This window comes from Domibacillus enclensis (assembly GCF_900156125.1).
In the GTDB taxonomy this organism is placed as follows: Bacteria; Bacillota; Bacilli; order Bacillales; family Domibacillaceae; genus Domibacillus; species Domibacillus enclensis.
In genome coordinates this window covers 19,062-45,870 of sequence record NZ_FTLX01000014.1, presented here as the reverse complement: position 1 = coordinate 45,870, position 26,809 = coordinate 19,062, and the positions used below count along the sequence as shown (strand labels likewise).

General features: G+C 48.5%; 24 protein-coding genes, 2 tRNA genes and 1 rRNA gene. 2 read left to right on the top strand and 25 right to left on the bottom strand.

The genetic code is table 11. The features are described 5' to 3' along the window. From BW952_RS18400 to spoIIE, 15 genes are all read right to left on the bottom strand, one after another. A 16S ribosomal RNA gene (locus tag BW952_RS18400) occupies positions 1–94 on the bottom strand; the annotation flags it as partial. Between the two features lie 444 nt (positions 95–538). Next, positions 539–2,023 carry a lysine--tRNA ligase gene (lysS, locus tag BW952_RS18390; RefSeq protein ID WP_045850883.1) on the bottom strand — a complete coding sequence of 495 codons (1,485 nt, stop codon included), beginning with the start codon at positions 2,021–2,023 and terminating at the stop codon, positions 539–541. A 19-nt stretch (positions 2,024–2,042) separates the two neighbouring features. Continuing rightward, positions 2,043–3,041 (bottom strand): tRNA dihydrouridine synthase DusB, encoded by a 999-nt coding sequence (dusB, locus tag BW952_RS18385; protein WP_045850882.1) that lies wholly within the window; start codon positions 3,039–3,041, stop codon positions 2,043–2,045. Positions 3,042–3,061: 20 nt separating this feature from the next. Continuing rightward, positions 3,062–3,574: a 2-amino-4-hydroxy-6-hydroxymethyldihydropteridine diphosphokinase gene (gene folK, locus BW952_RS18380; protein ID WP_045850881.1), complete on the bottom strand. Its 513-nt coding sequence runs from the start codon at positions 3,572–3,574 to the stop codon at positions 3,062–3,064. Then, positions 3,571–3,936, bottom strand: coding sequence for a dihydroneopterin aldolase (gene folB / locus BW952_RS18375; RefSeq protein WP_045850880.1), 366 nt, complete (start codon positions 3,934–3,936; stop codon positions 3,571–3,573). The genes folK and folB overlap by 4 nt, the downstream gene beginning before the upstream one ends. After that, positions 3,929–4,750, bottom strand: coding sequence for a dihydropteroate synthase (gene folP / locus BW952_RS18370; RefSeq protein WP_045850879.1), 822 nt, complete (start codon positions 4,748–4,750; stop codon positions 3,929–3,931). Before folP ends, folB begins: the two co-directional genes overlap by 8 nt. A gap of 76 nt (positions 4,751–4,826) precedes the next feature. Further along, a complete protein-coding gene (cysK, locus tag BW952_RS18365) occupies positions 4,827–5,747 on the bottom strand; it encodes a cysteine synthase A (protein WP_045850878.1) in 921 nt (306 codons plus the stop codon). Positions 5,748–5,895: 148 nt separating this feature from the next. Next, entirely contained in the window at positions 5,896–6,771 is an 876-nt protein-coding gene (gene hslO / locus BW952_RS18360; RefSeq protein ID WP_045850877.1) for an Hsp33 family molecular chaperone HslO, read from the bottom strand. A gap of 13 nt (positions 6,772–6,784) precedes the next feature. Next, complete coding sequence (locus tag BW952_RS18355; protein WP_045850876.1) at positions 6,785–7,549, bottom strand: type III pantothenate kinase; 765 nt, start codon at positions 7,547–7,549, stop codon at positions 6,785–6,787. A gap of 107 nt (positions 7,550–7,656) precedes the next feature. Further along, positions 7,657–9,660 carry an ATP-dependent zinc metalloprotease FtsH gene (gene ftsH, locus BW952_RS18350; protein ID WP_045850875.1) on the bottom strand — a complete coding sequence of 668 codons (2,004 nt, stop codon included), beginning with the start codon at positions 9,658–9,660 and terminating at the stop codon, positions 7,657–7,659. A 104-nt stretch (positions 9,661–9,764) separates the two neighbouring features. Next, positions 9,765–10,319, bottom strand: a complete 555-nt coding sequence (gene hpt, locus BW952_RS18345; RefSeq protein ID WP_045850874.1) for a hypoxanthine phosphoribosyltransferase — start codon at positions 10,317–10,319, stop codon at positions 9,765–9,767. Between the two features lie 23 nt (positions 10,320–10,342). Continuing rightward, complete coding sequence (gene tilS / locus BW952_RS18340; RefSeq protein WP_045850873.1) at positions 10,343–11,704, bottom strand: tRNA lysidine(34) synthetase TilS; 1,362 nt, start codon at positions 11,702–11,704, stop codon at positions 10,343–10,345. Between the two features lie 28 nt (positions 11,705–11,732). Further along, positions 11,733–12,623, bottom strand: a complete 891-nt coding sequence (locus tag BW952_RS18335) for a protein kinase domain-containing protein (RefSeq protein WP_052698445.1) — start codon at positions 12,621–12,623, stop codon at positions 11,733–11,735. Beyond that, complete coding sequence (locus BW952_RS18330; RefSeq protein WP_231581384.1) at positions 12,607–13,311, bottom strand: vWA domain-containing protein; 705 nt, start codon at positions 13,309–13,311, stop codon at positions 12,607–12,609. The genes BW952_RS18335 and BW952_RS18330 overlap by 17 nt, the downstream gene beginning before the upstream one ends. 49 nt (positions 13,312–13,360) lie before the next feature. Then, on the bottom strand, positions 13,361–15,832 hold the full coding sequence (spoIIE, locus tag BW952_RS18325) for a stage II sporulation protein E (RefSeq protein WP_052698444.1): 2,472 nt from the start codon (positions 15,830–15,832) through the stop codon (positions 13,361–13,363). A 187-nt stretch (positions 15,833–16,019) separates the two neighbouring features. On the opposite strand from spoIIE, the gene BW952_RS18320 reads away from it, so the two are divergent. Together BW952_RS18320 and BW952_RS18315 are read left to right on the top strand one after the other, a co-directional pair. Beyond that, positions 16,020–16,093, top strand: a tRNA-Met gene (locus BW952_RS18320). A gap of 86 nt (positions 16,094–16,179) precedes the next feature. Further along, a tRNA-Glu gene (locus BW952_RS18315) sits at positions 16,180–16,251 on the top strand. Between the two features lie 41 nt (positions 16,252–16,292). On the opposite strand, the gene BW952_RS18310 is transcribed toward BW952_RS18315, so the two are convergent. From BW952_RS18310 to mfd, 10 genes are all read right to left on the bottom strand, one after another. Continuing rightward, complete coding sequence (locus BW952_RS18310; RefSeq protein ID WP_045850871.1) at positions 16,293–17,363, bottom strand: dipeptide epimerase; 1,071 nt, start codon at positions 17,361–17,363, stop codon at positions 16,293–16,295. Between the two features lie 108 nt (positions 17,364–17,471). Beyond that, entirely contained in the window at positions 17,472–17,912 is a 441-nt protein-coding gene (locus BW952_RS18305; protein ID WP_045850870.1) for a S1 domain-containing RNA-binding protein, read from the bottom strand. Positions 17,913–17,999: 87 nt separating this feature from the next. Further along, on the bottom strand, positions 18,000–18,398 hold the full coding sequence (locus BW952_RS18300) for a septum formation initiator family protein (protein WP_045850869.1): 399 nt from the start codon (positions 18,396–18,398) through the stop codon (positions 18,000–18,002). A gap of 18 nt (positions 18,399–18,416) precedes the next feature. After that, on the bottom strand, positions 18,417–18,887 hold the full coding sequence (yabQ, locus tag BW952_RS18295; RefSeq protein ID WP_052698443.1) for a spore cortex biosynthesis protein YabQ: 471 nt from the start codon (positions 18,885–18,887) through the stop codon (positions 18,417–18,419). Beyond that, complete coding sequence (locus BW952_RS18290; RefSeq protein WP_231581383.1) at positions 18,884–19,144, bottom strand: YabP/YqfC family sporulation protein; 261 nt, start codon at positions 19,142–19,144, stop codon at positions 18,884–18,886. Before BW952_RS18290 ends, yabQ begins: the two co-directional genes overlap by 4 nt. A gap of 80 nt (positions 19,145–19,224) precedes the next feature. Further along, on the bottom strand, positions 19,225–19,485 hold the full coding sequence (locus BW952_RS18285) for an RNA-binding S4 domain-containing protein (protein ID WP_045850867.1): 261 nt from the start codon (positions 19,483–19,485) through the stop codon (positions 19,225–19,227). Next, positions 19,482–20,948, bottom strand: coding sequence for a bifunctional methyltransferase/pyrophosphohydrolase YabN (yabN, locus tag BW952_RS18280; protein WP_045850866.1), 1,467 nt, complete (start codon positions 20,946–20,948; stop codon positions 19,482–19,484). The genes BW952_RS18285 and yabN overlap by 4 nt, the downstream gene beginning before the upstream one ends. A 5-nt stretch (positions 20,949–20,953) precedes the next feature. Continuing rightward, positions 20,954–22,510, bottom strand: a complete 1,557-nt coding sequence (locus tag BW952_RS18275) for a putative polysaccharide biosynthesis protein (RefSeq protein WP_045850865.1) — start codon at positions 22,508–22,510, stop codon at positions 20,954–20,956. Positions 22,511–22,613: 103 nt separating this feature from the next. Next, positions 22,614–23,150 (bottom strand): stage V sporulation protein T, encoded by a 537-nt coding sequence (gene spoVT / locus BW952_RS18270; protein ID WP_045850864.1) that lies wholly within the window; start codon positions 23,148–23,150, stop codon positions 22,614–22,616. A 92-nt stretch (positions 23,151–23,242) separates the two neighbouring features. Then, a complete protein-coding gene (gene mfd / locus BW952_RS18265; RefSeq protein WP_045850863.1) occupies positions 23,243–26,758 on the bottom strand; it encodes a transcription-repair coupling factor in 3,516 nt (1,171 codons plus the stop codon). Positions 26,759–26,809 lie beyond the last annotated feature (51 nt).

Sequence of the window (26,809 nt, the reverse complement as noted above, 5' to 3'; positions counted from 1 at the left end):
TGACCAGAGCAAGCTCTGATCAAATCCGCTCGACTTGCATGTATTAGGCACGCCGCCAGCGTTCGTCCTGAGCCAGGATCAAACTCTCCAAAAAGTGTTTGACTTGCTCATTTGTTTCTTATAAGAATACGGGGTGTATTCTTATAAGAAGATAAAACTTAAAACGTTGACGTTTTTATTGATTTTGTTCAGTTTTCAATGTTCAATGTTCAATTTGTCATTTGCGACTTTAATATCTTAACATTTCATATTTGTAATGTCAATCACATTTTTGAAATGTTTTTGTTTTTGTTGTCGTGTGTTGCTGACAACGAATATAAATATACCACCGCCCAGGAGCGGACGCAAGCTTTTTTTAAAAGTTTTTTCAAAAAGAGTATTTGTTTTGCAGATTGCAAATTTCTTATCATTTGCGGACAATCGTTTTGCCTCATTCACACTATCTTAAATTAAGCGAAGATCTGTTATGGTCAGCTCGCTTTTTAAGTACATGTGATCAAAAAAATCCCTCCGGCGGTGAAGCCGGAGGGATTTTTATTTAGTCTTTATGTCTCATAAGCGGGAATAACAGCACATCCCGAATTGATGGAGAATTCGTTAGCAGCATAACCAACCGGTCAATCCCGATACCGAGACCACCTGTTGGCGGCATGCCGTATTCAAGCGCCTCGATGAAGTCATCATCCATTTCATGCGCCTCGTCATTTCCTTGCTCGCGCTCTTTTAATTGTGATTCAAAGCGTTCGCGCTGATCAATCGGATCGTTTAGCTCCGTGAAAGCATTGGCGTGTTCACGCCCAACAATAAACAATTCAAAGCGGTCCGTGAAGCGCTGATCTTCCGGGTTCTTTTTTGCTAGCGGGGAAATTTCAACCGGATGGCCGTAAATGAAGGTTGGCTGAATAAGCTCTTCTTCAACCTTTTGTTCAAAGAACTCATTCACAATATGGCCGTACTGCATCGTTTCTTTGTGATCAATGCCGTGTTCCTTTGCCAGTGCACGTGCTTCTTCGTCGCTCATTTCTTTCCAGAAGTCAACGCCTGTGTATTCCTTAACGGCGTCTACCATGTGAAGACGGCGCCATTCCGGCTTCAGGTCTACTGAGTAATCGCCGTATGCAACAGTTGTAGAACCAACTACTTCCTCTGCCACATGCGCAATGACATTTTCTGTTAACTGCATAATATCTGTATAATCTGCGTACGCTTCATACAGCTCAATCATCGTAAATTCAGGATTGTGGCGTGTTGATACCCCTTCATTACGGAAAACACGTCCGATTTCGTACACCTTCTCCATACCGCCGACGATTAAACGTTTCAAGTGAAGCTCAATCGCGATCCGCATGTACAGCTCCATATCAAGCGCATTGTGGTGTGTTACGAATGGACGGGCAGCAGCGCCACCGGCAATAGAATGCATCATTGGGGTTTCCACTTCCAGATAACCGCTGTTGTCCAGGTACCGGCGCATAGACTGGATAATCCGGCTGCGCGCGATAAAAGTTTGCTGGCTTTCCTGGTTCGTCATTAAATCCAGGTAACGCTGACGGTAGCGCTGTTCGATGTCCTTTAAGCCGTGATGCTTGTCAGGAAGCGGACGAAGTGACTTTGTCAGGAACACGTATTCCGTCGCTTTTACGGAAAGCTCGCCTACGTTCGTTTTAAATACTTTTCCTTTGATGCCGACAATGTCCCCAAGGTCTGTTGCAGTGAATAGCTCATATTGCTCTTCTCCGACAGCATCTTTACGCACATAAATTTGAATTTGGCCGCTCAAGTCTTGTACATGTGCAAAGCCAGCTTTTCCTTTGCCGCGCTTTGTCATGATGCGCCCTGCAATCACTACTTCTGCTTCTTTTGTTTCAAGCTCTTCTTTTGAAAAAGACTCGAATTCAGCTGCAATGCTTTCCGCTGTATGCGTACGATCGAAACGGCCGCCGAATGGGTCCATTCCTTTTTCCTGCATTGTCCGTAATTTTTCTCTTCTGACCAGCAGCTGGTCGTTTAATTCTTCGCTCATTTGTTTTTCACTCCTAAAGTTAAACCGCCTGAATGGACGCTTCTTTTTCTTCTACTTCACTGACGAAAGCGTATAACAGATTGGCAAGATCTTCACGCGTCTCGCATTGGTTGACTTCTTTGCGCACCTGTCCGTTTCCACGGATGCCTTTTAAATACCAGGCTGCATGCTTTCTCATTTCGCGTACCGCTACATGTTCATTTTTCAACCCGATTAACCGGTCTAAATGCAAAAGACAGACGTCTATTTTTTCACGCGGCGTTGGTTCAGGCTTTAGTTCGCCTGTTTCAAGGTAATGAATGGTCTGGTACATCATCCATGGATTGCCGAGAGCAGCGCGTCCGATCATAACCGCATCGCAGCCCGTTTCATCCAGCATTCGTTTTGCGTCCTGCGGGGTTTGCACATCACCGTTTCCAATCAGCGGGATATTTATGGACTGCTTTACTTCTTTAATGATATCCCAGTTCGCGACTCCCTCGTACAATTGCACACGTGTCCGTCCATGAAGAGCGACTGCATTTCCGCCGGCACGTTCAACAGCGCGAGCATTTTCCACTGCGAAGATGTGATCCTCATCCCAGCCCATGCGCATCTTCACCGTCACTGGCTTATCTACTGCATCAACAACAGCAGCCACCATTTCATAAATTTTGTTCGGGTCGAGCAGCCATTTCGCACCGGCATCACACTTTGTAATTTTCGGAACAGGGCAGCCCATGTTGATGTCGATAATGTCTGCGTTGGTATGTTTATCTACAAAGCTGGCGGCTTGAACGAGCGTTTCTTTTTCTCCGCCGAAAATCTGCAGGCTGAGCGGGTTCTCCCGTTCATCAATGTACAGCATGTTCATTGTTTTTTGATTTTGCAAAACAATTCCTTTGTCACTGACCATTTCCGCACATACCATGCCGGCGCCGAACTCTTTCACCGTAAGGCGGAATGCAGAGTTGCACACCCCAGCCATCGGCGCCAGCACTACCCGGTTTTTCAGTTCAACCGGTCCGATATTCAACATGAATAATCACCTTTCTGTTTTCACAAGCGGTAAAAAGCGTCCGCTGTTTTCCAAAGCTTGACGCCTTCTTTCCCTTGAACATTTCGTATATATTGCTCCAGTGACAAGCGTTCATTCGGAAGTTCGATCGATGCATCTATTTCCGCCAGCGGGATCAGCACAAAAGCGCGCTCGTGCATCCGCGGGTGGGGAATAATAAGACTATCTGATTTAATATTGTCGTGATTATAAAGTAAAATGTCAAGGTCTATTGTGCGCGGCCCCCACCGGATGTCCCGTTTGCGTCCAAGTTCATTCTCGATCTGCATACAAACCGTCAATAGTTCTTCAGGAGCCGCGGATGTCATGGCCTTCACCACAATATTGAAAAAGGGCGGCTGATCGGTAAAGCCGACCGGATCTGTTTCATAGATAGAAGAAACGGCTGCCAGACGAATTTCCGGCCGGCCTTCAAGAAGCTGCAGCGCTTCTTTTAAGTGCCCTTCCCGGTCGCCTATATTAGTACCGAGCGATAAATAAGCGATGTTAGTCATTTCGCGCGGTCTCTCGTAATTTCAATCGCCACAAATTGATAGTGACCTGGAATAGGCGGGTCCGGCTTAATAATTTTCACAGTGCATGACTGAACGGATGAAAATTGCCCGAGAATATCCGCTGCTATTTTTTCAGCTAATGTTTCCACGAGCTTGACCGGATTGCCTTCGATCACCTTTTTGCACGCCTCATAAATATCTGCGTAATTCACAGAGTACTCAAGGTTATCTGTTTCCCCAGCTTTCTTTAAAGGAACCTGAAGCGTCACATCTGCTTTAAACCGCTGGCCGAGCTTGTTTTCTTCTTGAAATACACCATGGTATCCCCAAAACTCCATGCCCGTTACGTAAATTTTATCCATGATTGATCTCCTTCCCAAGTAACGCATCCATCATTTTCATCATTCTGGCTACTGGCTTTACGTCGTGCACACGCATAATACTGCAGCCTTTTTGTGCACCGAAGCAGCATGTGGCGCCCGTTCCTTCCATTCGCTCGTCCACCGGAACGTGCAGGACATAATCAATGACCCGCTTTCTGGATGTGCCGAGCAGCACCGGGTAGCCAAGCGCCACAACCCGTTCCAGGTTTTGCATCATTTCGATGTTTTGCTCCATTGTTTTGGCAAAGCCGATGCCCGGGTCCAGAATGATCTGGTCATCCGGAACCCCCGCTTTTTGAGCGATCATGATGCTCTCGTATAAATCCTGCAGACAGTCTCGCATAAAATTCGCGTAATCGGGCTTTTCCCGGTTATGCATTAAAATGATCGGCACACCTTTTTCTGCCGCAACAGCCGCGATGTCCGGGTCTTTTTTCGCTCCCCATATATCATTGATGATGGAAGCCCCCGCTTCTACCGCACGTTCCGCTGTTCGGGCCTTGAATGTATCAATGGATACAGGAAGATCCACTGCAGCTGCGACTGCTTCGATCACCGGCGCTGTCCTGCTTATTTCTTCCGGGACAGAAACAGGTGTATAGCCCGGACGGGTCGACTCGCCGCCAATATCAATGATATGAGCCCCGTCTGCCGCCATTTGAGCTGCATGACGAACAGCCGATTCCATTTCGTCGTAGCGGCCGCCGTCTGAAAATGAATCGGGTGTTGTGTTTAAAATGCCCATAATATGTGTTTTCTCATGAAGATTTACTCTATACTTTCCTGCTTGCATGCTTAACCAACACTCCTTTTTCTTATTTTAACACGAAAAAAAGCCAGACTGGTTAACCAGTCTGGCTGAAGGTCTATTAATCAAATTGGTAAAGCGGTGTGCTCAAGTAGCGTTCGCCGTTTGATGGAAGAATCGCCAGCACTTTTTTGCCTTTGCCCAGTTTTTCAGCTACTTGAACGGCAGCGGCGATCGCAGCACCTGACGAGATGCCGCCAAGAATGCCTTCTTCACGCGCGACGCGGCGAGCTGTTTCAAATGCTGTATCGTTGTCGATTTGAATGACTTCATCATAGATTTTTGTATCCAGAATAGCTGGGACAAATCCAGCGCCAATCCCTTGGATTTTATGCGGGCCTGGTTTTCCGCCTGAAAGAACCGGTGAATCCTTTGGCTCGATCGCGTAGATTTGTGCGTTTGGCCATTTTTCCTTGATCACTTGACCCGCTCCCGTAATCGTACCGCCCGTACCGATACCAGAGACGAAAGCGTCTAATTCATCGAACTGCTCAACAATTTCTTTTCCTGTTGTCAACCGGTGAATCTCAGGGTTTGCTTCGTTTTCAAATTGCTGCGGCAGGAAATAGCCGTTTGCTTCGGCCAATTCTTTCGCTTTGCGGATGGCGCCGCCCATTCCTTCTGGTCCTGGCGTTAAAACGAGTTCTGCTCCGTATGCACGCAGCAAGTTGCGGCGCTCCATGCTCATCGTTTCAGGCATAACAAGAATGGCTTTATAGCCTTTAGCGGCAGCAATCATCGCAAGACCAATTCCAGTGTTGCCGCTTGTCGGTTCAATTAATGTTCCGCCAGGCTGCAGATTGCCTTTTTTCTCTGCGGCTTCAATCATCGCAAGAGCAATACGGTCTTTGACGCTGCTTCCCGGATTCATGTACTCAAGCTTTACATACACATCCGCGCTGTTTTCGCTTACTACATTGTTTAGCTTTACTACAGGTGTTTGGCCGACTAGATCGGCTACTGAATTCGCTACACGTACCATTAATTTGTGACCTCCATTTTAAATGCCGAGTATTTTCATTGGTTATATAGAATTTAACAGCTTTTGTTTGAAAAGTCAATTACTTTGCTTATATATACTTCGGGAGCCAGACGAAAAAAACCTGCCTACGCAGACAGGTTTTTAAGCTTTATGCTTCTTGTTTTAATTGTTTTAGTTCTTCTTCCGTGAACTGGTACGTTTCATTGCAAAAGTGGCATTGCGTTTCTGCACCGCGGTCTTCATCAATCATTTCCTGGATTTCCTGCTGGCCAAGGCTGATAATGGCACTTCCGAAACGCTCTTTAGAGCAGTTGCATTCGAAATGAACAGGCATCGTCTCTAAAAATTTCACGTTTTCTTCCCCAAGAATATACGTAAGCAATTGCTCCGGCGTTAAGCCGCGTTCGATCAGCTTTGATACCGGCTCCATCGTCGTAATGCGCTCTTCTAAAATTGTAATGGTATCATCATCTGTATTCGGCATCAGCTGAATAATAAATCCGCCTGCCGCTAAAATCGTGTTGTCTGGATTAACGAGCACCCCGACTCCGACAGAAGAAGGCACCTGCTCCGATACCGCAAAATAATACGTGAAATCTTCGCCAAGCTCCCCGGAGACAATTGGCGTCTGGCCGCTGAAGTTTTCACGCAGTCCAAGGTCTTTGACAACCGTCAGCATGCCGTCCGTTCCAACTGCCCGGCGAACATCCAGCTTGCCCTGGTCGTTTAAATCAAAATGGGTTTGCGGACGGGCGATATAGCCGCGAACCTCTCCTTTTGAATTGCTGTCCACCAGAATCGGACCGGCTTCCCCGCCGCCTTCGATCTTCAGTGTAATTTTTTCTTCGCCCTTCATCATTGCGCCCATCATCACGCCCGCTGTCATCGCACGCCCGAGTGCGGCAGAAGCGGTTGGCCATGAACCGTGTCTTCTTTGAGCCTCGCCAATGGTTTCCGTTGTATCAACAGCATACGCGCGCACTTGACCGTTAAACGCTAATGCTTTCACTAAATAATCGCTCACATTCCTCTTCCTTTCATCCGTTTCGTTTATAAATTAATAAAAGCCCTTTTAATGTTAAATCCGGGTCTACGACATCAATCATGCTGCATTCTTTTGCAATCAGCCCCGCCAGCCCGCCTGTCGCAATAACAGTAGGATTGGCATTCCATTCTTTTTTAATGCGGCTGACAATTCCCTCGACCTGCCCGACGTATCCATATAAAATACCGGCCTGCATGGCGGAAACGGTGTTTTTACCAACAACTGATTCAGGACGGGTGATTTCAATCCGGGGCAGCTTGGAGGCTCTTGTATAGAGAGCTTCGGTTGAAATGCCAATACCCGGCGCGATCAGCCCCCCCATGTAGTGGGCATTTTCATCAATATAGCAATACGTCGTCGCTGTCCCAAAATCAACGATAATGAGCGGTGTTCCATATTCATGAATACCGGCAACCGCATTGACAATACGGTCCGCCCCAACCTCACGCGGATTTTCATATTTAATGTTTAATCCGGTTTTGACACCGGGTCCAACAACAAGCGGCTTCACGTGAAAGTACTTTTCACACATGCGCTCCAGTGCCGCCATAATCGGCGGGACGACTGACGAAATAATAACTCCTTCGATTTGCTCAAACTGCAGGCCGTCATGCTGAAACAAGCTTTTGATCATCATGCCGTATTCATCCTCGGTTTTATTCCGATTTGTTTCAATGCGCCAGTGATGCTTGAGCGTTTCCCCTTCGTATACACCGAGCACAGTATTGGTATTCCCTACATCCAGTACAAAAATCACCTTCACCACACCTGTCCGTTCAATTTTCGATTCCCATCATACCATACCCGTTTTAAAAAGAAGAGAAAAGACGCCCGAAAAGAATTCTTTTCGGACGCCTGCTTCGTTTATGCTTTTGGCCCGCCGCTGTTCGGTGGGTTTTGGAGATCGTCTCGCACTTCAGGTTCACCCGCTGCATCAGCCGGAAGATTCGTCGTCTCCGTTGCAGGTGTTCCTTCCGTTTCAGCGGTTTCTCCCGCTTGATCGCCGTTGTCTTTTGATGGCTCATTATCTGAGTAATCACGCTCCGGCAATGTGCCGTGGTCCGCCAGGTGACGGATTTGGGCTGCATCAAGCGTTTCGATATCAAGGAGTGTATTCGCAATAAGCTCAAGCTTATCGCGGTTCTCTGTTAAAATTTGCTTCGCACGTTCATAGCATTCTTTAATAATCGTTTGGATTTCCGTATCAATTTCGTACGCAATCCGGTCTGAATAGTTTTGCTCGCTATTGAAATCGCGGCCTAAGAATACTTGTCCCTGCGCTTGACCGAACTGAAGCGGTCCAAGCTTGTCGCTCATTCCGAATTCCGTTACCATGCGGCGGGCAATGCCTGTCGCACGCTGGAAATCATTGTGAGCGCCTGTTGACACTTCACCGAAGATAATATCCTCTGCCACTCGGCCTCCAAGGAGTCCCGTAATCTTATCCAAAAGCTCCGGCTTCGTCATAAAGTAACGATCCTCTTTCGGAAGCATAACAGCATAGCCGCCTGCTTGTCCGCGTGGAACGATGGTTACTTTATGAACGATATCGGCGTCATCAAGCACAAGTCCGATAACGGTATGACCGGCTTCGTGGAAGGCAACAATTTTGCGTTCTTTTTTGGAAATGACGCGGCTCTTTTTCGCAGGACCTGCAATAACACGGTCCGTTGCTTCATCAACGTCAATCATGTCAATTTTCTTTTTATCCGAACGAGCTGCAACCAGTGCTGCTTCGTTCAATAAGTTTTCAAGATCTGCACCGGAAAAGCCAGGTGTGCGCTGTGCGATAGCTTTTAAGTCAACCGATTCATGAAGAGGCTTGTTTCTCGCATGAACGCGAAGAACCGCTTCACGGCCTGTTACATCCGGACGGTCAACCGTAATTTGACGGTCAAAACGGCCTGGACGAAGAAGAGCCGGATCGAGAATGTCGGCACGGTTCGTTGCCGCAATCATAATGATGCCTTCATTGGCGCTAAAGCCATCCATTTCAACAAGCAGCTGGTTCAATGTTTGCTCACGCTCATCGTGACCGCCGCCAAGACCGGCACCACGCTGACGTCCGACTGCGTCAATTTCATCGATGAAAATGATGCAAGGTGCATTCTTTTTCGCGTTTTCGAACAAGTCGCGAACACGGGATGCCCCGACGCCGACAAACATTTCGACGAAATCCGAACCACTGATAGAGAAGAACGGCACGCCTGCTTCTCCTGCCACCGCTTTGGCAAGCAATGTTTTACCTGTACCAGGAGGTCCAACAAGCAGCACCCCTTTTGGAATACGGGCACCGAGCTCAGAGAATTTGCGAGGGTCTTTTAAGAACTCCACAACCTCCACAAGCTCCTGCTTTTCTTCATCCGCACCGGCTACATCGTTAAACCGGACTTTTTTCTTTTCATCATTGTAAAGGCGTGCTTTACTTTTACCAAAGTTCATCACACGGCCGCCACCGCCGCCCTGTGCTTGGTTCAGTAAGAAGAAGAAGAAAATAAAGATGATCAGGAATGGGATGATGGTTGTGAAAAACTGAACCCACCCACTCGTTTCTTTTGCCGGAAGAACTTCCGCTGTTGTGCCTTGAGACGCTTCGTTAATCTGGTTCAGCATTGTGTCATTGCCTGTGATGTAAGCAACGAACACCTCACCCTCTTCTGCCCCTTTTAACTGTCCGCGTATTTCATACACGCCGCGCTCTGGCTGAATCGTGAATTCTTCAACGTCATCCTGCTCCAGGTATGTTAGGAATTCATTATACGTGACGTCATTCGTTGGTGCATTATTGTTGTTGAAGTAACTGACAACTCCAATAATTACAAGGAAAACGAGTAAATAAAATATCGTATACCGAAAAATTCTGTTCATCCCTTACCTCCTCCCGAGAAAAACTGACTATATGCAATGTTATCATACAAAAAGTTGGCGTTACAACTATTTGAACCTTCTTTTAGCCTATTCATTCCGACTGATTATTCCTCTTCAGCCGTCGTGTAAATCTCCGGCTTTAAAACACCGATATACGGCAGGTTGCGGTAGCGTTCCGCGTAATCAAGGCCATACCCGACAACAAACGCATCCGGCACGGTAAAGCCGATCATGTCTGCTTTGATTTTTGCCTTGCGTCCGGTCGGCTTGTCAAGAAGCGTGACAATTTTCACGGACTTCGCTTTCCGGTAATGGAAAAGCTCAGCCAGGTAGCTTAATGTCAGGCCGCTGTCGATAATATCCTCGATAATCAGCACATCCCGTCCTTCAACGGAGGTGTTCAAGTCTTTTACAATCTTCACTTCTCCTGATGAAACCGTCGATGCACCATAGCTTGATACATCCATAAAGTCGATTTCAAGATGGGTGTCGACACGCTTGATTAAATCGGACATAAACGGCATTGCACCCTTTAAGACACAAACGAACAGCGGGAAGCTGTCCCCATACTCTTCCGTTAATGAAGCACCGAGCTCCTTTATTTTCTCTTGTATTTCTTCTTCCGAAATCAATATTTCTTCGATATCGTTACGTAGCAATAGATTTTCCTCCCAAAGTTGGTTCATTCCTTTTCATAAATCAACAGCAGCGGCCCATCGCCTTCATGAACCGATTTACGGATTCCCGGTAACCAGAGAATCGTGTCGGACGCGTCCGTTACAACCGGAATATGCTCCCGATAAGCAAGAGGAATTTTTTCGTCGATCAAAAGCCTGGAAAGCTTTTTCGACCCATTCATGCCTCTCAGCTGCATTCGGTCTCCCTGCTGCCTCGTCCGAATCCAAATCGGCAGAGCCGCCCCCTCCTTCAAACGAAAACATGATGCTTCATCAGAACAATCATCGGCTGCTGCCAGGGTAAAGCTCCCGATTCCTTTCCGGTGTACGCACTCCCCTTCACGCAAAAGAGCGGGCTGATCGTCCGGCTCCTGATCAATCTCGTAAGCAAAAAGACAATGGTCGGCAATTTTACTCACAGTGAGATGGGCTGGAAGAGTTAAAGTTCCGGATGGGGCAGTTGATTGAAGCAGGTGTAAAATGTCTTGAATATGTAGAAAAGAAAACGCTGTTTTTCCATGATAAAGATAGTTTAATATTAGATGAATCGCCCTTCTTTGTAAAGGCAAAGGCACCTGCAGAAACGGCTTGATTTGAAGGGAGACGCTTTCTTGTTTCCAGATCGACATATTCTGTACCATTTCCTCTGCCAGCGACCGCAAAAACACCTCGTCCTCCTGCCGCTCCTGCGCAAACCGCTGCACATGCAAGGGCGCTTTTCGATTTTCCATTTTCAGAAAAGGAAGCGCCTGCTTCCGGAATCGATTTCTTGTATACGTCTCTTTGTCATTGCTTGGATCTTGACGGTACAAAATGGCCTGTTCGGCTGCATAGCCCTCAATGTCCTCCTTCATCACAGATAAAAACGGACGAATCATCTGTCCTTCAGCAAACGGACGGATAACGGGAATGCCCGAGTACGAATGACTGCCCCGCGCCAGCTGCATGAGCACCGTTTCCGTCTGATCATCTGCATGATGTGCTGTCGCCAGCTTGTTTGCCCCGAGCTCCTGCATGCCTTTTTGGAACAGATCATACCGCACATGACGGGCCGCCTGCTGAATACCCGTCCGGCTCCTTGCTGCTTCTGCTGCTGCATCAGCCTGCCTTCCCCAAAACGGAATGCCCTTTTCCCGGCAATAGGCCTGTACAAATAGAAGGTCAGCGTATGACTCTTCCCCCCTCAGCATATGGTCCACATGAATAGCGCTAACAGAAATGCCGAGCCTTTCCTGCTGGTCATGCAAAAAAGCGAGAAGCACCATTGAATCGATGCCGCCGGACACTGCTGCCGCCAGGTGGTCCCCCGGTTGAATCAACTTATGCTGTTCGATAAACGATTTCACTTTTTCTTCAAAAAATCGCACCTGCTCAAGCCGCCTTTCCGCTTTTCTTTCAGTTTAACAAAAAGAAGGCGAGGATGGCGGCAAAAGCACCCGCATATACCATCCACCTGGCTTGCAAAACCACTTTGCGTTTCGTTTTTTGTGGAGATGAGCTACTTTGAGCAAAACAATAAAGCAGCTCCTTCCTCATTGTCACGGCTTGATCATACTCATTATAAAGAGCCTTCGTCAAAACCGGTGCGATTTTTTGGAGGACGGCCGATGACTGAATGATGCGGACCAGTGCTTCCCGGTCGCCGAGTGCCTGGTGAACGGGCTGCCTGTGGACAAGAGCCGCGATCAAAACCGCCGCTCCGAATAAATCATAAGAAGGCTCCGCTTTTCTTGTTCCGGCCTGCCAGGCGGCCCGGTCATAGAGGGCTGTGTATTCCTTGACAGACCGGCCAAATTTGGTGATTCCGCCTACATCCACAGCGCGAATTTTATTTTTATCGCCTGTTACGATGAAATTTTCCGGCTTTAAATCACCCATCACACAGCCTGCGTGATGAAGCGCTTCTAAAAAGTGCAGCAGCCAGATCAGCAGAATAATCGCCCATTCTTGTTTTTTTTGTTTCATAAACGTATGAAGCATCGGCCCTTCAATGTACTCCATAATGTAAAACGGATGCACAGCGCCTCCTTGTTCTGCATCGTCTGCTTCAATAAAAAAAGGGCCTGGAGATGATCCCCTGACCCGCTCAAGCGCTGTGAGTGAATTGGTTTCAGCTGCGACTGAAGAGGAATCTGCAAACTTCAGTGCCGCCTGCCCGACCACTCCGGTCACGAGGTATACAATGCCGTTTGCGCCCCGGCCAATTTCGCGCTCCACCCTCCATATATGCCCGGTCCACTTTCCTTTAATCAAGTCGCCGCTTTTCACTTCATATTGATTTCTCATCATATACATCCATTTCTAAAAAGGACGATAGCGCCTGCCGCATCGCAGGACCGGTCGGTGTAATGCCGCCTGATACGAGATGAGGAAACGATTCTGCCAGCTTGCCCGCTTGGTTCGTCCAGCCGATCCGCTCTTCTGCCGCGCTGTATTTCCCGGGGAATATCCACAGCGAAAAGGAAGACGGGCCGATTCGGGACTGCATCGTAACGGATAAATCGTACAGTGCTTCTTTAACGGCCGGCAGCTTCTGCTTCATGCTGGCGCTCATATCGGTCAGAACGAGCAGCTCAAGCGCTGATTCTTCACTAATATCCTCTACTTTTTGGGCAATTTCACTTCTCGTTTTCGGCGGAAGCGACTCGATGCTGGACTCTTTGTTTAAAATGCCTCTCAGCTCTTCATTAATGATGCTGTAAATCGTTCCAGTCATCGCCTGCCTGGTTACGTTTACGACGGTTTCCGATAAGGAAGCTGCCTGTACAATCCGGCTTTCCCCTCCTCCGGCTCTGGCAATGGCCTCTACTTCATCGAGCCCCGACTCGCTGCCGTTTTCCTCAATAATGCCAATGACATTGACGGTAATGCCGTGGCGCCGGGCGAAATGAGCCATATCAACCGGGCTTTCCCCTGTATTTGAACAACCGTCTGTGAGCAGCAGCAATTGTTTCATCGTTCCTCTGTTCATCATCGTTCCGCCTTTCATTCGTTTTCTTCATAGTCGACGGAAACCGATCATTTTATACAGCACGGCGGCGGTCTGGCTTTTTTTTCTTTTTCTCGGCAGGCTCAATATCATAAATCGGAATCGCCGCCCACTCCGGTACGTTATGTTCAATGCGCGCCACACAAAGAGTCATATCGTCTTTTATTTCGTTTGACTGCGTTCGAATCACTTCATCCATCAGCAAATCCGCAAAAGCCTGTGGATCGGTGGTATCAATCGATTTAATCTTTCGCTTCATCCAAACGTCGGCGTTTTCGATAAACTCCGGTCCTTCAAACACACCGTCGCTCATCGTTATAAGCAGATCACCTGATTTTAACTGCTCGTGGACCGTTTCCACTTCGAACTGCTGCAGGATGCCGATTGGCACATTTCCTGCCTCGACCTTTAAGACTTGATCGCCCCGTTTAATAAAGCTTGGGGCAGAACCGACCTTTAAAAACACGGTGCGCGCATCCTGCAAATCAATAATCGCCAAATCCAGCGTCGAAAAGACTTCATCATTTGTGCGCAAAGACAAAATCGAGTTGATCGATTTAACGGCGACCGTTTCTTCAATGCCGGATTGTAAAATTTGCTTTAACAGCCGGATCGTCGCACTGCTTTCATCATGTGCACGGCCCCCGTTGCCCATTCCGTCGCTGATCGCAATGGCAAACTTGCCTGTCCCAATTTCAATCGCTGAAAAGGAATCCCCCGATATGAGCCCTCCGCCTTTTGCGGTGTGCGCGAGGCCTGTCACGACTCTAAAGGCTGTGGCGGACCGGAAGATGCTGCGAACCCCTGAGCCGTCCTGCTGCTCGTCCACCACAATAATGTATTCATTTAACAGGTCCGATAAAATAGGCGCAATGATCTTTTCACTTTCTCCATGTCCTTTCGAATACGGTACAGTCATTTCAATGTCCACTCCTCCTTTTTGAACACTAAATACGCGAATATCCGTTATTTCCATCCCAAACGATTCAATGGCCGTTGTAATTTTTTCTTCCTGTGTGATGTGCGTTTCTTCCTCCCGCTTCATTTCTTCAGCAAAATCCCTCATCACCTTGGACATGCCTTCAAGCTGCTCTGCCACAATTTTCCGGCTTTCCTTCATCTGCTGCTTTAGCTTTTTGTTTGCCCGGTAATACGTCAGCTGCGAGCGAATCTCTGCTTCAACGCGTGCCGGACGGAAGCAGTACTGTTCCAGCTCCTTGGCCAGGTGCGGCGAAAGAACCTCCTGCCCGCTGTCTGCATCCTCCAGTATATTTTTCATGAGCTCGTACGTTTCATTAAATTGATACGCCCAGCACTGTTCTTTTTTAAAACATGTCTGGCACGTTTTTTCCGTGATGCCGCTTAAAAATAAATCCACCTCCCGCTCTGCCGTTTCCTGCTGGACAGATTGTGCAAAGCTGCCTGACAGTGCATCAAACAAATCAGAGAATTGCTCCATTCGATTCGCGGTCACATCCCTCACCTTTCGCAAATAACGCTGCTGTTCAATGGAATGCTCGGCTGTGCCTGGAATTAACTTAGACAAATGGTCTGTCCACAATTTAGGGGTTAAGCATAATAAAACAGCGGCCGCAGCTGATTCATACAAAGCGGCCATATCTGTCACATTGCCTTCTCCGTAAAAACCGGCCAAGACGGTAGCGGTCATCAGTCCCGCAATCGCACCGCTTCGCTTCCACTCTTTAAATAAGCCCCCGAGCAGTCCCGCAAACGCCAGAATACTCATTTCATGAAAGTCATTCACACCGGCTAAGCTTAAAATAAGCCCGCTCACCACACCGGCGGCCGAACCAAATGCCGCACCTGACAGGAAAGAAATCGCTGTCACCAGATAGCGTGCCGCAATATGATCGACTTCGAGAGAGCCAATCATCCAGCCGGCCATGCCGGTTGCCGCCGATGCAAAGACAATGAGCAGGCTGATCCATTCCTCTGTTTTTAATGTCCGAATTCGGCCTGACAGGGATAAAAAAGGCATGCACTGCATAAAGATAAGCGTCAGCACAAAGGCAAGAGAGGCTTCAATTGCAGCCAGAACCAGGTCATAGGCCGGAACGAACGCGGAGCCATTGACGATATACGAAAAGACGCTTTTCACCACAATGGTCGTAAAAAAAACGAAGAATGGAACCGGTGCTGTTTCGCCTTTATGAAGTGTCCGAAAAAGCCTGTGCATCAGAAGAAAGCCAAACAGCAGCGAAAACACAACTGCTGCCTGCACTGTTGAAACGGTTAGCGCGCCTGCTAACACCGCAAGAAATACCCGTGGGCCCACTTCTTTTTTCATCATCAGCACCGCTGCAAAAAAGGAAAGCGCAAATGGCGACAGCTGCGACAGCAGCAGCGCCCGTCCAAACAAAAAGCCGGCCGGCACCAAAATCCATCCGCGATCCAGCAGAATAAAGGCCATTTTCCCCGCCATTCCTTTTTCAAAGACCTGGCCCAATACCGCTTCTCCCGACATTCCCAGCTCCGCTCTTTGCACAAAACCACTCCTTTTTTATCGTTATCGAGAAGTATAAGAGAAGCCCCCTTCAAACTTTGTCAAAAGAAGGAATTCCGTTCCAAAAATCGTTCGACAAATTTAGAATAACTATTTATGAAAAATAGTGTTGACTTTTTTTCGCCCCGCCGTTATTATAGATTTTGTGCTGTTACAGCATTCACTACTTGGCGGTGTAGCTCAGCTGGCTAGAGCGTACGGTTCATACCCGTGAGGTCGGGGGTTCGATCCCCTCCGCCGCTATAAAAAAGCATGCATGTCCATTCACCTTTCGGTTTATGCCATCACGGGATAAACCGGTGAATCGACCTGAAGGCCATTTTCATTCCGGCCCCTTGGTCAAGCGGTTAAGACACCGCCCTTTCACGGCGGTAACACGGGTTCGAATCCCGTAGGGGTCATCTCATAAAAGAACCGGCGAGCAATTGCTCGCCGGTTCTTTTTATATTTCCGCATCAGGCAGCCCCAATCCCGGAGCTCTTGTTAACTGAATCGCCGGGCCTTGAAACGGTCCTCTTTCCGATCTGTTTTTCTGCCAGAGCGGGGCATCCAGGTCAATCTTTTGAATGTTTGGGTGAGCAGCAGCAATATGAGCCGCTGCCGTTACACTTGTGACACTTTCCATCATGCTGCCGAGCATACAGGGAATGCCGCCGGCTTGTGCGATATCCGCAATTTGCATCACCCTGAAGATACCGCCGGCTTTCATCAGCTTGAGATTCAGCCAATCCACGGCCTGCATCTGAATAAGCCGCATCGCCTGCTCTGGTGAAAAAACACTTTCATCCGCCATAATCGGCGTATTCACATTGTCTGTCACAAATTTTAATGCGGCAAAATCCTCTGCCCGCACCGGCTGCTCTACAATGTCAACGTTTGCTGCCGCAGCCTCCCAGGCATGAATGATTCGAACGGCTTCTTTCCTCGTCCAGCCTTGATTGGCGTCCACTCGTAATTCAATAGAAGGACCCACTGCTTCGCGTATAGCGATGAGATTGCCATAGTCTTTTTTCCAATCCAGCCCTGCTTTTATTTTCAGCGCTGTAAATCCCTGTTTTATGCCTTCTTTTGCCTCCAGCACCATTTGGTCTTTATTGTTTAAGCTGATAGTCAAATCGTTTTGAAGGCTATTCGTTTGACCGCCCAGAAGCTGATAAAGCGGGATTTTCAAGCTTTTCGCATACGCGTCAAACAGCGCAATTTCCATACCGGCTTTGGCACTTCCATTGCCGACGCAGGACCCTCCAATCACTTGCGATAACGCCGCGATTTGCTCAATCTCCCTGTTGATTAGAAGCGGTGCAATTATGGCTTGAATGGTCGACTTGATCCCCTGCAGCCCTTCACCTGTGATCATCGCTGCCGGAGAAGCCGCTCCCCATCCCTTTGTTCCGTCTTCAAGCACAACACAAATCCGGACGCAGTCAACGGATGTGGCGCTTCTTAACGAGGTAATGAACGGCTTGATTAACGGAATAGAGGAGTGGGCCACCTTTATTTCCTGAATACGCAAAAAAGCCCCCCTTTCTCTTTGACAAAGAAAAAAAGCCCTGAATTATCGTATTCAGGACTTGTAACAGGTATGCGATTTCGTTCTATATAGAATCGACAGGGAGCAGCGTTATCCGCGTCTTCCGCCTCTTCCGCCTCGGCGTGAGTCTGTTTGACGCTTCAATGTAGAAATGCGTTCTTCACTGTCTTTCAAGAAACGGGCCACTTTCGATTCAAAGTTCTCAACGGGAGGCTGACCGCCACCGCGTGGTCCTTTTTGGCGGAAATCACCCTGGCGTTGTGGACGAGGACGATACTGTGTCTGCGGCGGCGGGTTATCTTTTGCTTTACGAATCGATAAGCCAATTTTGCCGTCTTTCTCTACGTTCAAAACCTTTACTTCCACTTCATCGCCGACTGTCAGGTGATCATTAATATCCTTGACGTAATTATCCGCCACTTCACTAATATGAACAAGACCCGTCGAACCTTCCGGCAGTTGGACGAATGCGCCAAACTTTGTAATGCCGGTTACTTTACCCTGTAACTTGCTGCCCACTTCGATTGACATAAAAAAATTGTTCCTCCTTAAAATTGTTCGAGCTTTACTTATTATTATAGTACGTAAAAAAAGCGTGTCAACATGACACTGCTTTCTTTACTGTTCTGTATTCTGTGTATTTTCAGTTTCTGTCGGAATATTAAAGATAATTTCTCCATTTTCCGAGTAAAAATACTCTCTCCGGGCCAGTTCTGCAATGTATTCATCATCCTGCAGCCGAACCAGCTCTTCTTCGGACTGCTTTTGCTGCTCTTCAAGCTCTTGGAGCAGCTGCTTCGACTCTGCCAGCTCCTGCTCCTGGCCGCTCAGCGTGCTTACCTGCGTTAAAATCCCGGACAGCAGTGTTCCTAGAACGACAAGCGCTACGACGGCAAACGCAGCTAATCGTCTCATTAGCTTTTGTTTATGCTGCATCTTAAACATCGATTTTTTTTCTTCTGTCAGGCTAAATGTATTTTTTAATGAAGCGACTTTTTCTTTATTCAATCCGCGCATCGACATGTCCTCCAGCTGTTATTTTCTTTTGCGGCCGATCGCCTTCCACGGCCGTACGAACAATACCTTTCCCACCCATAATAATAGAAACTTACTCATTCTGGCAAGAGAAACCATGCAATTGGCCAGGAAAAGGAGCGGCAGGACGAAAAAAAGGCGAATAATCGTATACACTATCCGGTAAATAAGACGGAGACAAAAAAAGAAACCGTCTATGATGGGAAGAATAAAAACGCGAAGTCCTGTTACGTAGATCAGGCAGCCGGCAAGCCAGAAAAGAAAAAAGGACAGGCGGACGACCCCATCGTTCACCCGATAAAGCGCGCTGAAAAGCAAAATGGCATAATTCATCCAAAAGAGAATGTCTGTGACATACACCATTCCTGAGCGCTCAGGGCGAATACGCAAATAAATGTCCAGCAGCACCCCAAAGCAAAGGCCCATTCCCATCATCACGATAGCGGTGTCGAATTGCGTGCCGAGGCTCATGTTGACCGTTTAAAAAAGGATTTTCCACTTCCGCTGTCCACGTACATAAAAGCCGAAATCCGGCCGTCAATGGCGGCTTTTTTATTCACCGTGTCAAAATGCTTCATCTTCAGCCCTGTTCCACGCACTTTTAATTTCCCCATGACGGTTTCAATTAAGAATTCTGTGCTGTCAAAACGCTCCACCTGCAGAACACCTGTTAATTCAACGCTTTTACGCCCGTCCATCTTTACGGTATGGTCCTGCTTCATCTCCATCGCATCCATCCCCTTTACAGCCCATTTTATGCTGCAAGCAGGCAAAATATGAAAAGAACCCTTGGAAACGGCTCCTTCGGTTATTCGCCGAGCTGTTCTTCTTTGAGGATGGTATACATGCCGGCGGCTTCGTCTTTTTTGGTTGTATCAAGCAGCTTGTCGATTTGCACAGTCATGACGCGGCGTCCGAGCCGAATGGTCAGTTCATCGCCCACTTTTACACTGGAGCTTGCTTTTCCTTCGTTTCCGTTGATCAAGATCCGGCCCTGATCTGCGACTTCCTTTGCCAGCGTGCGGCGCTTGATAATACGTGACACTTTTAAAAATTTATCGAGTCTCATAATTGGTTTTCCTCCTTTTTCGCTGCATGCCAAAATGCGTCAAGTTCATTTAATGTAAACGCGGAAAACGGCTTTCCGCTTTTTTGCACCTGTTCCTCCACAAAACCAAAGCGGCGGCGGAACTTTCGGTTGACCGCTTCAAGCGCTTCTTCCGGATGGATATCATAAAAGCGTGCGACGTTGATCAGCGTAAACAGCACATCACCGAACTCGTCGCGAAGATGGTCGGCGTCGCCTGATTCCGTTTCCGCTAAAAACTCGGCCCACTCTTCTTTTACTTTTTCCATGGCGCCTTCTGCATCCGGCCAGTCAAAGCCCACATTAGCGGCTTTTTTCTGCAGGTCGTACGCTTCCATGACTGCCGGCTGGCCTTTTGGAATGCCATCTAATACCCGCTCGGGCGCCCGTCCTTTTTCAGCTCGTTTGATTTCCTGCCAGTTCGCCTTCACATCCTCCGCTGTTTCGGCTTTTGCGTCACCGAATACGTGCGGATGCCGGCGGATCATTTTAGACGTTGTGGACTGAATCACGTCCTCGATCGTAAACATGCCCTCGTCTTCGCCAATTTGAGCATGAAGGAGCACCTGGAGCAGCACATCGCCAAGCTCCGCCGCCATTTCGTCGTCATCTTCATTGTCAATGGCTTCAAAAAGCTCATAGGCTTCCTCCAGCAAGTATCTCTTCAGCGAAGAATGGGTTTGTTTTACATCCCACGGACAGCCGCTTTCCGGGTCGCGCAGCCGGGCAATCACACCCCGCAGCACAGAAAACTCCCGGTATGTATCCTGTTCGTGCTGAACGGGCGGCACATAAACGCTCGTTATGTTGTTCAGCTCCATACCGCGATCCAGCTCCCAAAGCGGCACGGTCCGAATCACCTGCTGCTTGCTGCCGGCTGCGGTGACAATCGTGACCGGGTGGTCGTCCGGGTACTTCTCCATCAATGTCAGCTTTACATCGGATGCCACAAATGCATCGTACACCTGCGCAATGATGATGTGACTGAAAATATGGAGGTCCTCCCGCTGCAGCGCCGTGCCGTCAAGCAGCTGAAATCCGTCCGCCGGGTCCACTTCCACACTCGTAAACAGCGCATCTAAAAAGCTGTGTCCACCGGCAATAACAACGTCCGCATTTCCTTTGTTTTTCTCCTCCAGCAGCAGCTGAACGGTTTTTTCAGCAGCCATCGGATGGCCTGGAACAGCATACAAAACCGGTTCATGGATGGCTTTTTCCAAAAGCTCGGCTGTGATTTCCTCATATACACTGGTAAAATCATCGTGTTTTTCGTACACATAATCGAAGCTCTGGCACACTACATCCTGCTGCAACTCCTCCACTGCAGGATGATCCACCGTTCGAAGCCAGACGGTTTTGGCCCCTGTCAGCAAGCGGTACACACCTAAAGGCATTTGATCCAAGTCGCCGGCCCCGAGCCCGACGATGGTAATTTGATTCGTCATCGTGTTCACTTCCTTTTCGTCCACATCCTTGCGCGTCTGGCAAGCGTATCGCCAAACGGCAAAACACGTAAATCGTCGTCATTCCATATTCTCCATTTTATCATGAAAATGAAAAACAAACAGGCGCCAAGCAGTGCCCCGCTTACGGCAGCCAGTCCACTCGCCAGCCTGCCGGAATCAGCCGGCAGAACGATCTGAATAAACAAAAATACAACAAGCGCCATTACAGCCGCTGCTGCTGTTGTTTTGGCGACAAACACACCCGTTAAAAGCGAGGAGCGGTTTTTTTTCCACATGATGAGCAGGAACACAACACCAGTGAGAATCGATCCTGACGTCGCTGCAGCCGCACCATACAAGCCGTAGGACGGAATCAGAACGGCATTTGCTCCCCATTTAACAAAAACGGTGAGCACGGTTGCAGTGGCTGGCACCCAATCGTTTCCTCTTCCTTGAAACACGGCGTTCATCGTCGCCATGATGGAATAAAAAAAGATCGACAAGCCGAATACAGCTAAAAACCCTGAGCCATCTGCTGTTTTAAACAGCATTGTATTCAGCGGCACCATCACAGCCGCAAGCCCTGCTGACGCGGCCAGCCCTAGCGCAAAGCTTACTCTCAGCGCCAGCCGGCTGAACACGGCCTCTCCTTGACGATTTTGTTCCTTCCATGCTTTTGAGATCAAAGGCACAATCGTCAGTGAAATCGAGACAGCCGCCACAACGCCGAGCTGCAGCAGCGGCTGGCCTCTGTCATAAATTCCTTTCCACCCTTTCGCCATCTCTTCCTCCATTCCAGAAGCGACGAGACCACTGTATACCTGGAAGGAATCAGCCAGCTGCAAAAAAATGAGCGTCAATGCCGACAAACAAACAGCCGTACCGCGTGTAACGATCATCTTTGCCATGCGGCGGTCAAATAGGAACAAAATCGCCGGTTTTTTTCCCCGGCTGTGTGTAAACAAAACAATGGAAGATGCCGCCATCCCGAGCAAGGATCCGACAACCGCACCGAGCCCTGCCTCGTACAAAGACCGGTCTGAGAAAACGATAAAGAAGGAAAACAAAAGGATCGCCGCGACCCGCACAGTCTGCTCCACCATTTGAGAAGAAGCCGTCGGGATCATATTGCCGCTCCCTTGGAACAGCCCTCTCTTCACCGCAATGTACGGAATAAACAAGAAAAAAAACGCACTCCATTGAATAAGCGGAGTGAGGGCCCGGTCCCCCATTGCTGCCGCCATCCAGCCCGCACTAAAGAAAACAGTCAAACACGCTGCAATGCCCATCAGGCCAATCGTTAGAAAAGCGGTGTGAAAAGCGACCTGTCTTCGCCTCTCGTCCGGTTCCGCCGCGATGCGGGACAGAACAACAGGAAAGCCTGAAACCGCCAGTCCTGCCGCAATGCCGTAAAACGGATACACCTGCTGGTAAATATAAAAGCCGGTATCCCCGACAATATTTTGAAACGGTACACGATAGACCGCACTTAATACTTTCACAAATAACGCTGCCACAGTAAGCAAGACCGCGCCTTTTAACAAGGACTTTTCTGCTTCCACGAAACCACCTCTTTGACTACTCTACTCATTTTTTTCCTTTTTGAAAAGAAAAAGAAGCGTCTCGAAGCCGGCATAGCCGACTGTAAGACGCTTCTTTCCTTGCTTATCGCTCCATTTGCTTGCCGAAAAAAGCGGCGGCCACAAACGCAGATTTTTGCTCGGCTTCTCCTGCAGACCGGTCCTCTGAAAACAGCGCAACCGCTCCAATGGCGTCGCCCGCCGCAATAATCGGTGTAATAAAGTACGATTCCACTTCAATTGTCCGGCCGTCTGTTAATTCGACGCTGTGCTTTTCGTTGCTTTCTGCTGAACGCCGTTCCTGAATCACAGACTCTACAATCGAGCCGATTTTCCGTTCCAGAAAGTCCTTTTTTTTCACACCGGCAGCGGATATGACGGTGTCTCTGTCACAAATTAAAACGGAATAGTTCAAGCTGCTGTTTAGCGCCTCGGCATATTCCTGTGAAAAGTCGCCCAGCTCTGTAAATGGAGAATATTTCTTTAAAATCACTTCGCCATCCCGGTCCACAAAAATCTCCAGTGGATCGCCTTCTCGGATTCGAAGGGTACGGCGAATTTCTTTTGGAATGACCACACGGCCCAGATCATCAATGCGTCTTACAATACCTGTCGCTTTCATCGTAGACTGCCTCTCTTTCACCATCAAAATATCGAAGCCATTTCTTGGCGTTAGTATCTTTCATAGAGAGGCATTCTATGCACGGGCCGCCATTATTTTTTTGCGGTTTCCAGGTCTTTAATTAAATCAAAGGCTGCGCTGAACCAGCCTTGCTCTGGCGCTTTTTTCACATCAATGGTAATTTTCAGTCGGTTTTCGTCCATGCCGAGTCCACACATACGGTCAAACGTATTGCAGATGGCAAAGACCTTCGAGCCATCGATTTCCTTTGTGCCTTCTTCGCTCACTAAAATCGTCACGGTATCCTTTGACTGCTTAATGGATTCCAGCTTGGTTTTCGCCGCATGGATTTTCATTTCGGCTACTTTAAACAAATCGGCTACTTCCGCTGGATAGTCGCCAAAGCGGTCGGTCATTTCTTCCTTCAGCTCGGCAATTTCATCAAAGGAGTCTGCTGAACGGAACCGTTTGTACATATCAATTTTTTGAGCACTGTCTGTAATATAGGCATCCGGAATATACGCGTCAATCGTCACATCCACCTCGAATACAGGCACTTTCTGCTCTGCTCCGCTGCCCTGCTTTTGCTCAACCGCTTCTTTCAGCATTTGTGAATACAAATCAAAACCGACTGAATCAATAAACCCGTGCTGCTGGGAGCCGAGCAGATTACCGGCACCGCGAATAGATAAATCACGCATCGCGATTTTAAAGCCGGAGCCAAGCTCAGTAAACTCCTTGATCGCCTGAAGACGCTTTTCCGCCGGTTCAGACAATACTTTGTCCTTCCGGTACATAAAATACGAATACGCAACGCGGTTGGACCGGCCAACGCGGCCGCGGATTTGATACAGCTGTGACAAGCCCATCCGGTCTGCATCGTGCACAATAAGCGTGTTAACGTTTGGAATGTCCACTCCGGTTTCAATGATCGTTGTGGTCACCAGGACGTCAGATTCTCCTTCTAAAAAGCCCAAAATGACCGCTTCAAGCTCTGTTTCGGTCATTTGGCCATGTGCATACGCTACACGGGCATCCGGCACAAGCATGGAAATTTCATCGGCCCGGCGCTCAATGTCCTCCACCCGATTGTATAAATAAAACACCTGTCCACCGCGGGCGATTTCCCGCTCCGCCGCTTCACGGATGAGACCCAGATTGTGCTCCACTACGTACGTTTGAACTGGGAAACGGTTTTCAGGCGGCGTTTCAATCACCGATAAATCGCGAACACCGAGCATCGACATATGAAGGGTCCGTGGAATCGGTGTGGCTGTTAACGTCAGCACATCGACATTCGTTTTCAGCTGCTTGATTTTTTCTTTATGCGTCACGCCAAACCGCTGCTCCTCATCCACAACCAATAAGCCAAGATCCTGATACTGCACGTCTTTTGACAGAAGCCGGTGTGTGCCGATCACAATATCGACGGTTCCCGCTTTAATGCCCTTTAACGTTTCGGTTTGCTGCTTGCGTGTGCGGAAACGGCTGAGAAGTCCCACATTCACCGGGAAGTCCTGAAGCCGCTCCTTGAGTGTTTCATAATGCTGCTGCGCCAGAATGGTTGTCGGGACTAAAATCGCAACTTGCTTGCCATCAGCGGTTGCTTTAAAAGCCGCACGGATGGCCACTTCTGTTTTCCCGTAGCCGACATCCCCGCAAAGCAGGCGATCCATCGGCTGTTCCCGTTCCATGTCACGCTTAATTTCCTGAATCGATCTTAGCTGATCTTCCGTTTCTTCATACGGAAACGCTGCTTCAAACTCCCGCTGCATGTCACTGTCCGGCGAAAATGCATAGCCTCTGGCTGCTTCCCGCTCGGCATACAGCTTAATTAAATCGTCGGCGATATCCTGAACAGACGATTCAACTTTCTTTTTCACCCGTTTCCAATCGCTGCCGCCGAGCTTGTAAATTTTCGGTTCTTTGCCTTCCGAGCCGACATATTTCTGGACAAGCTCAATTTGATCAACCGGCACGAACAATTCGTCGGTTCCCTGGTATTTGATTTTCAAATAATCTTTATGAATGCCGTTGATCTGCAGCGTTTCAATGCCAAGGTATTTCCCGATCCCGTGATTGACGTGAACGACGTAGTCGCCCGTTTTTAATTCGGAATAGCTTTTAATCCGCTCGGCATTGGACAGCTTTTGGCGCCGTTTGCTTTTTGGCGCTTTTTTATTAAACAGCTCCTGCTCCGTAATGACCGCAAGCTTTAGGAGCGGAAATTCAAAGCCGGACGTTAAAGCACCCGGGCCGGTTTGCACGACCCCTTCAATGACTTCATTTTGATCCTCAAGCATCGTAATTTCCATGCCGTAATCATGAAGCGTTGCTTTTATTTTTTCGGCCCGTTCCGGCGTTTCCCCAAGAAACAAAACGGTTGTTGCGGACTTTTTCCATCGCTCCACTTCACTTTCAAGCACGTTCATCTGTCCATGAAAGCTTTGCATCGGCCGTGCCGAGAAATTGACGATGTTTTCTGGCTTGCCGCCGGCAGTTTGACGCATAAACAAAGACAGGTATACGGAAGACTGCGCCGTTCCTTTTACCGCTTCCTGCAGCGAATGCGCAAGGGTTAAGCCGTGCACCGCTTTTCCTTCCTCGATCAAAGAGGTATACCATTCCGCTTCTTCTTTTTCCAGCGACTCGCTGATTTCTTTTATCCGGCTCATTTCATCAAATAGAACCACACCGTTATCCGGCAAATAGGAGGTGACAAGAGCGGTTTCATTGTACAAAAGCGACGTATACTTGCCGAGCTCGTTAATCCGGATGCCTTGTTTGAGCTTTTCAATGTCTGCCCCGATAAACGCGGTGAGCTGCTTTTTTACCTCCGGGCTGCCAATCTTCTGCATCGTGTCATCCAGTGCATCCTGAAGACGGCCTGCCAGTGAAGCCAACTCTTCGGCTGCCGCCGGCATTTCCGCAGCCGGTCCAATTAAGATGGATGTCATGTTTTCAATCGAACGCTGCGTGTTCGGTGCGAATGTACGAATGGAATCAATCTCTGTGTCAAACAGCTCAATCCGGACCGGATGCTCAGAGGTAAGCGGATATAGGTCAATGATGCCGCCGCGAATGCTGAATTCACCTGGCGCATACACCATGTCAGCCCGCTCGTAGCCCATTTTGACCAATTCATGCTTTAATTCGTCGAGTTCTACTTCTTCTCCCACGTGAAACGTTTTTTGAAGTCGCTTCCATACATCCTTGGACGGGAGCAGTTTCTTCAGCCCGGCAACCGGAACGATATAAACACCGGTTCCATGCAGCGCCAGATGGTTGAGCATCTCAATCCGCTGAGCGCGAAGCTCAGGGCTCGCAATGCTGATTTCCGCCGCAATGAGTTCATTGGCTGCGTATAAAAACACCTGCTCCTCCGGTACAAACTGTACGATGTCGTCATACAGCTTCTGCGCCTGAAGCATGTTGTATGTAATGACCATAACCGGCTGCTGAAGCTTTCGATGCGCAGCAGACGCAAATACAGCCCGAAGCGAGCCCGACAAGCCCGCCGCCAGCTGTTCCTTCATGCCGGCTTCTATTCCGTTCATAACGGACGCTGCTTCGTCATTTTTTAAAAATAAATCAAGTAGATGGTTCATCCCCACCGCTTCCCCCTTTTTCCAAAACAGAAAAACGCTTTGGGGCATACG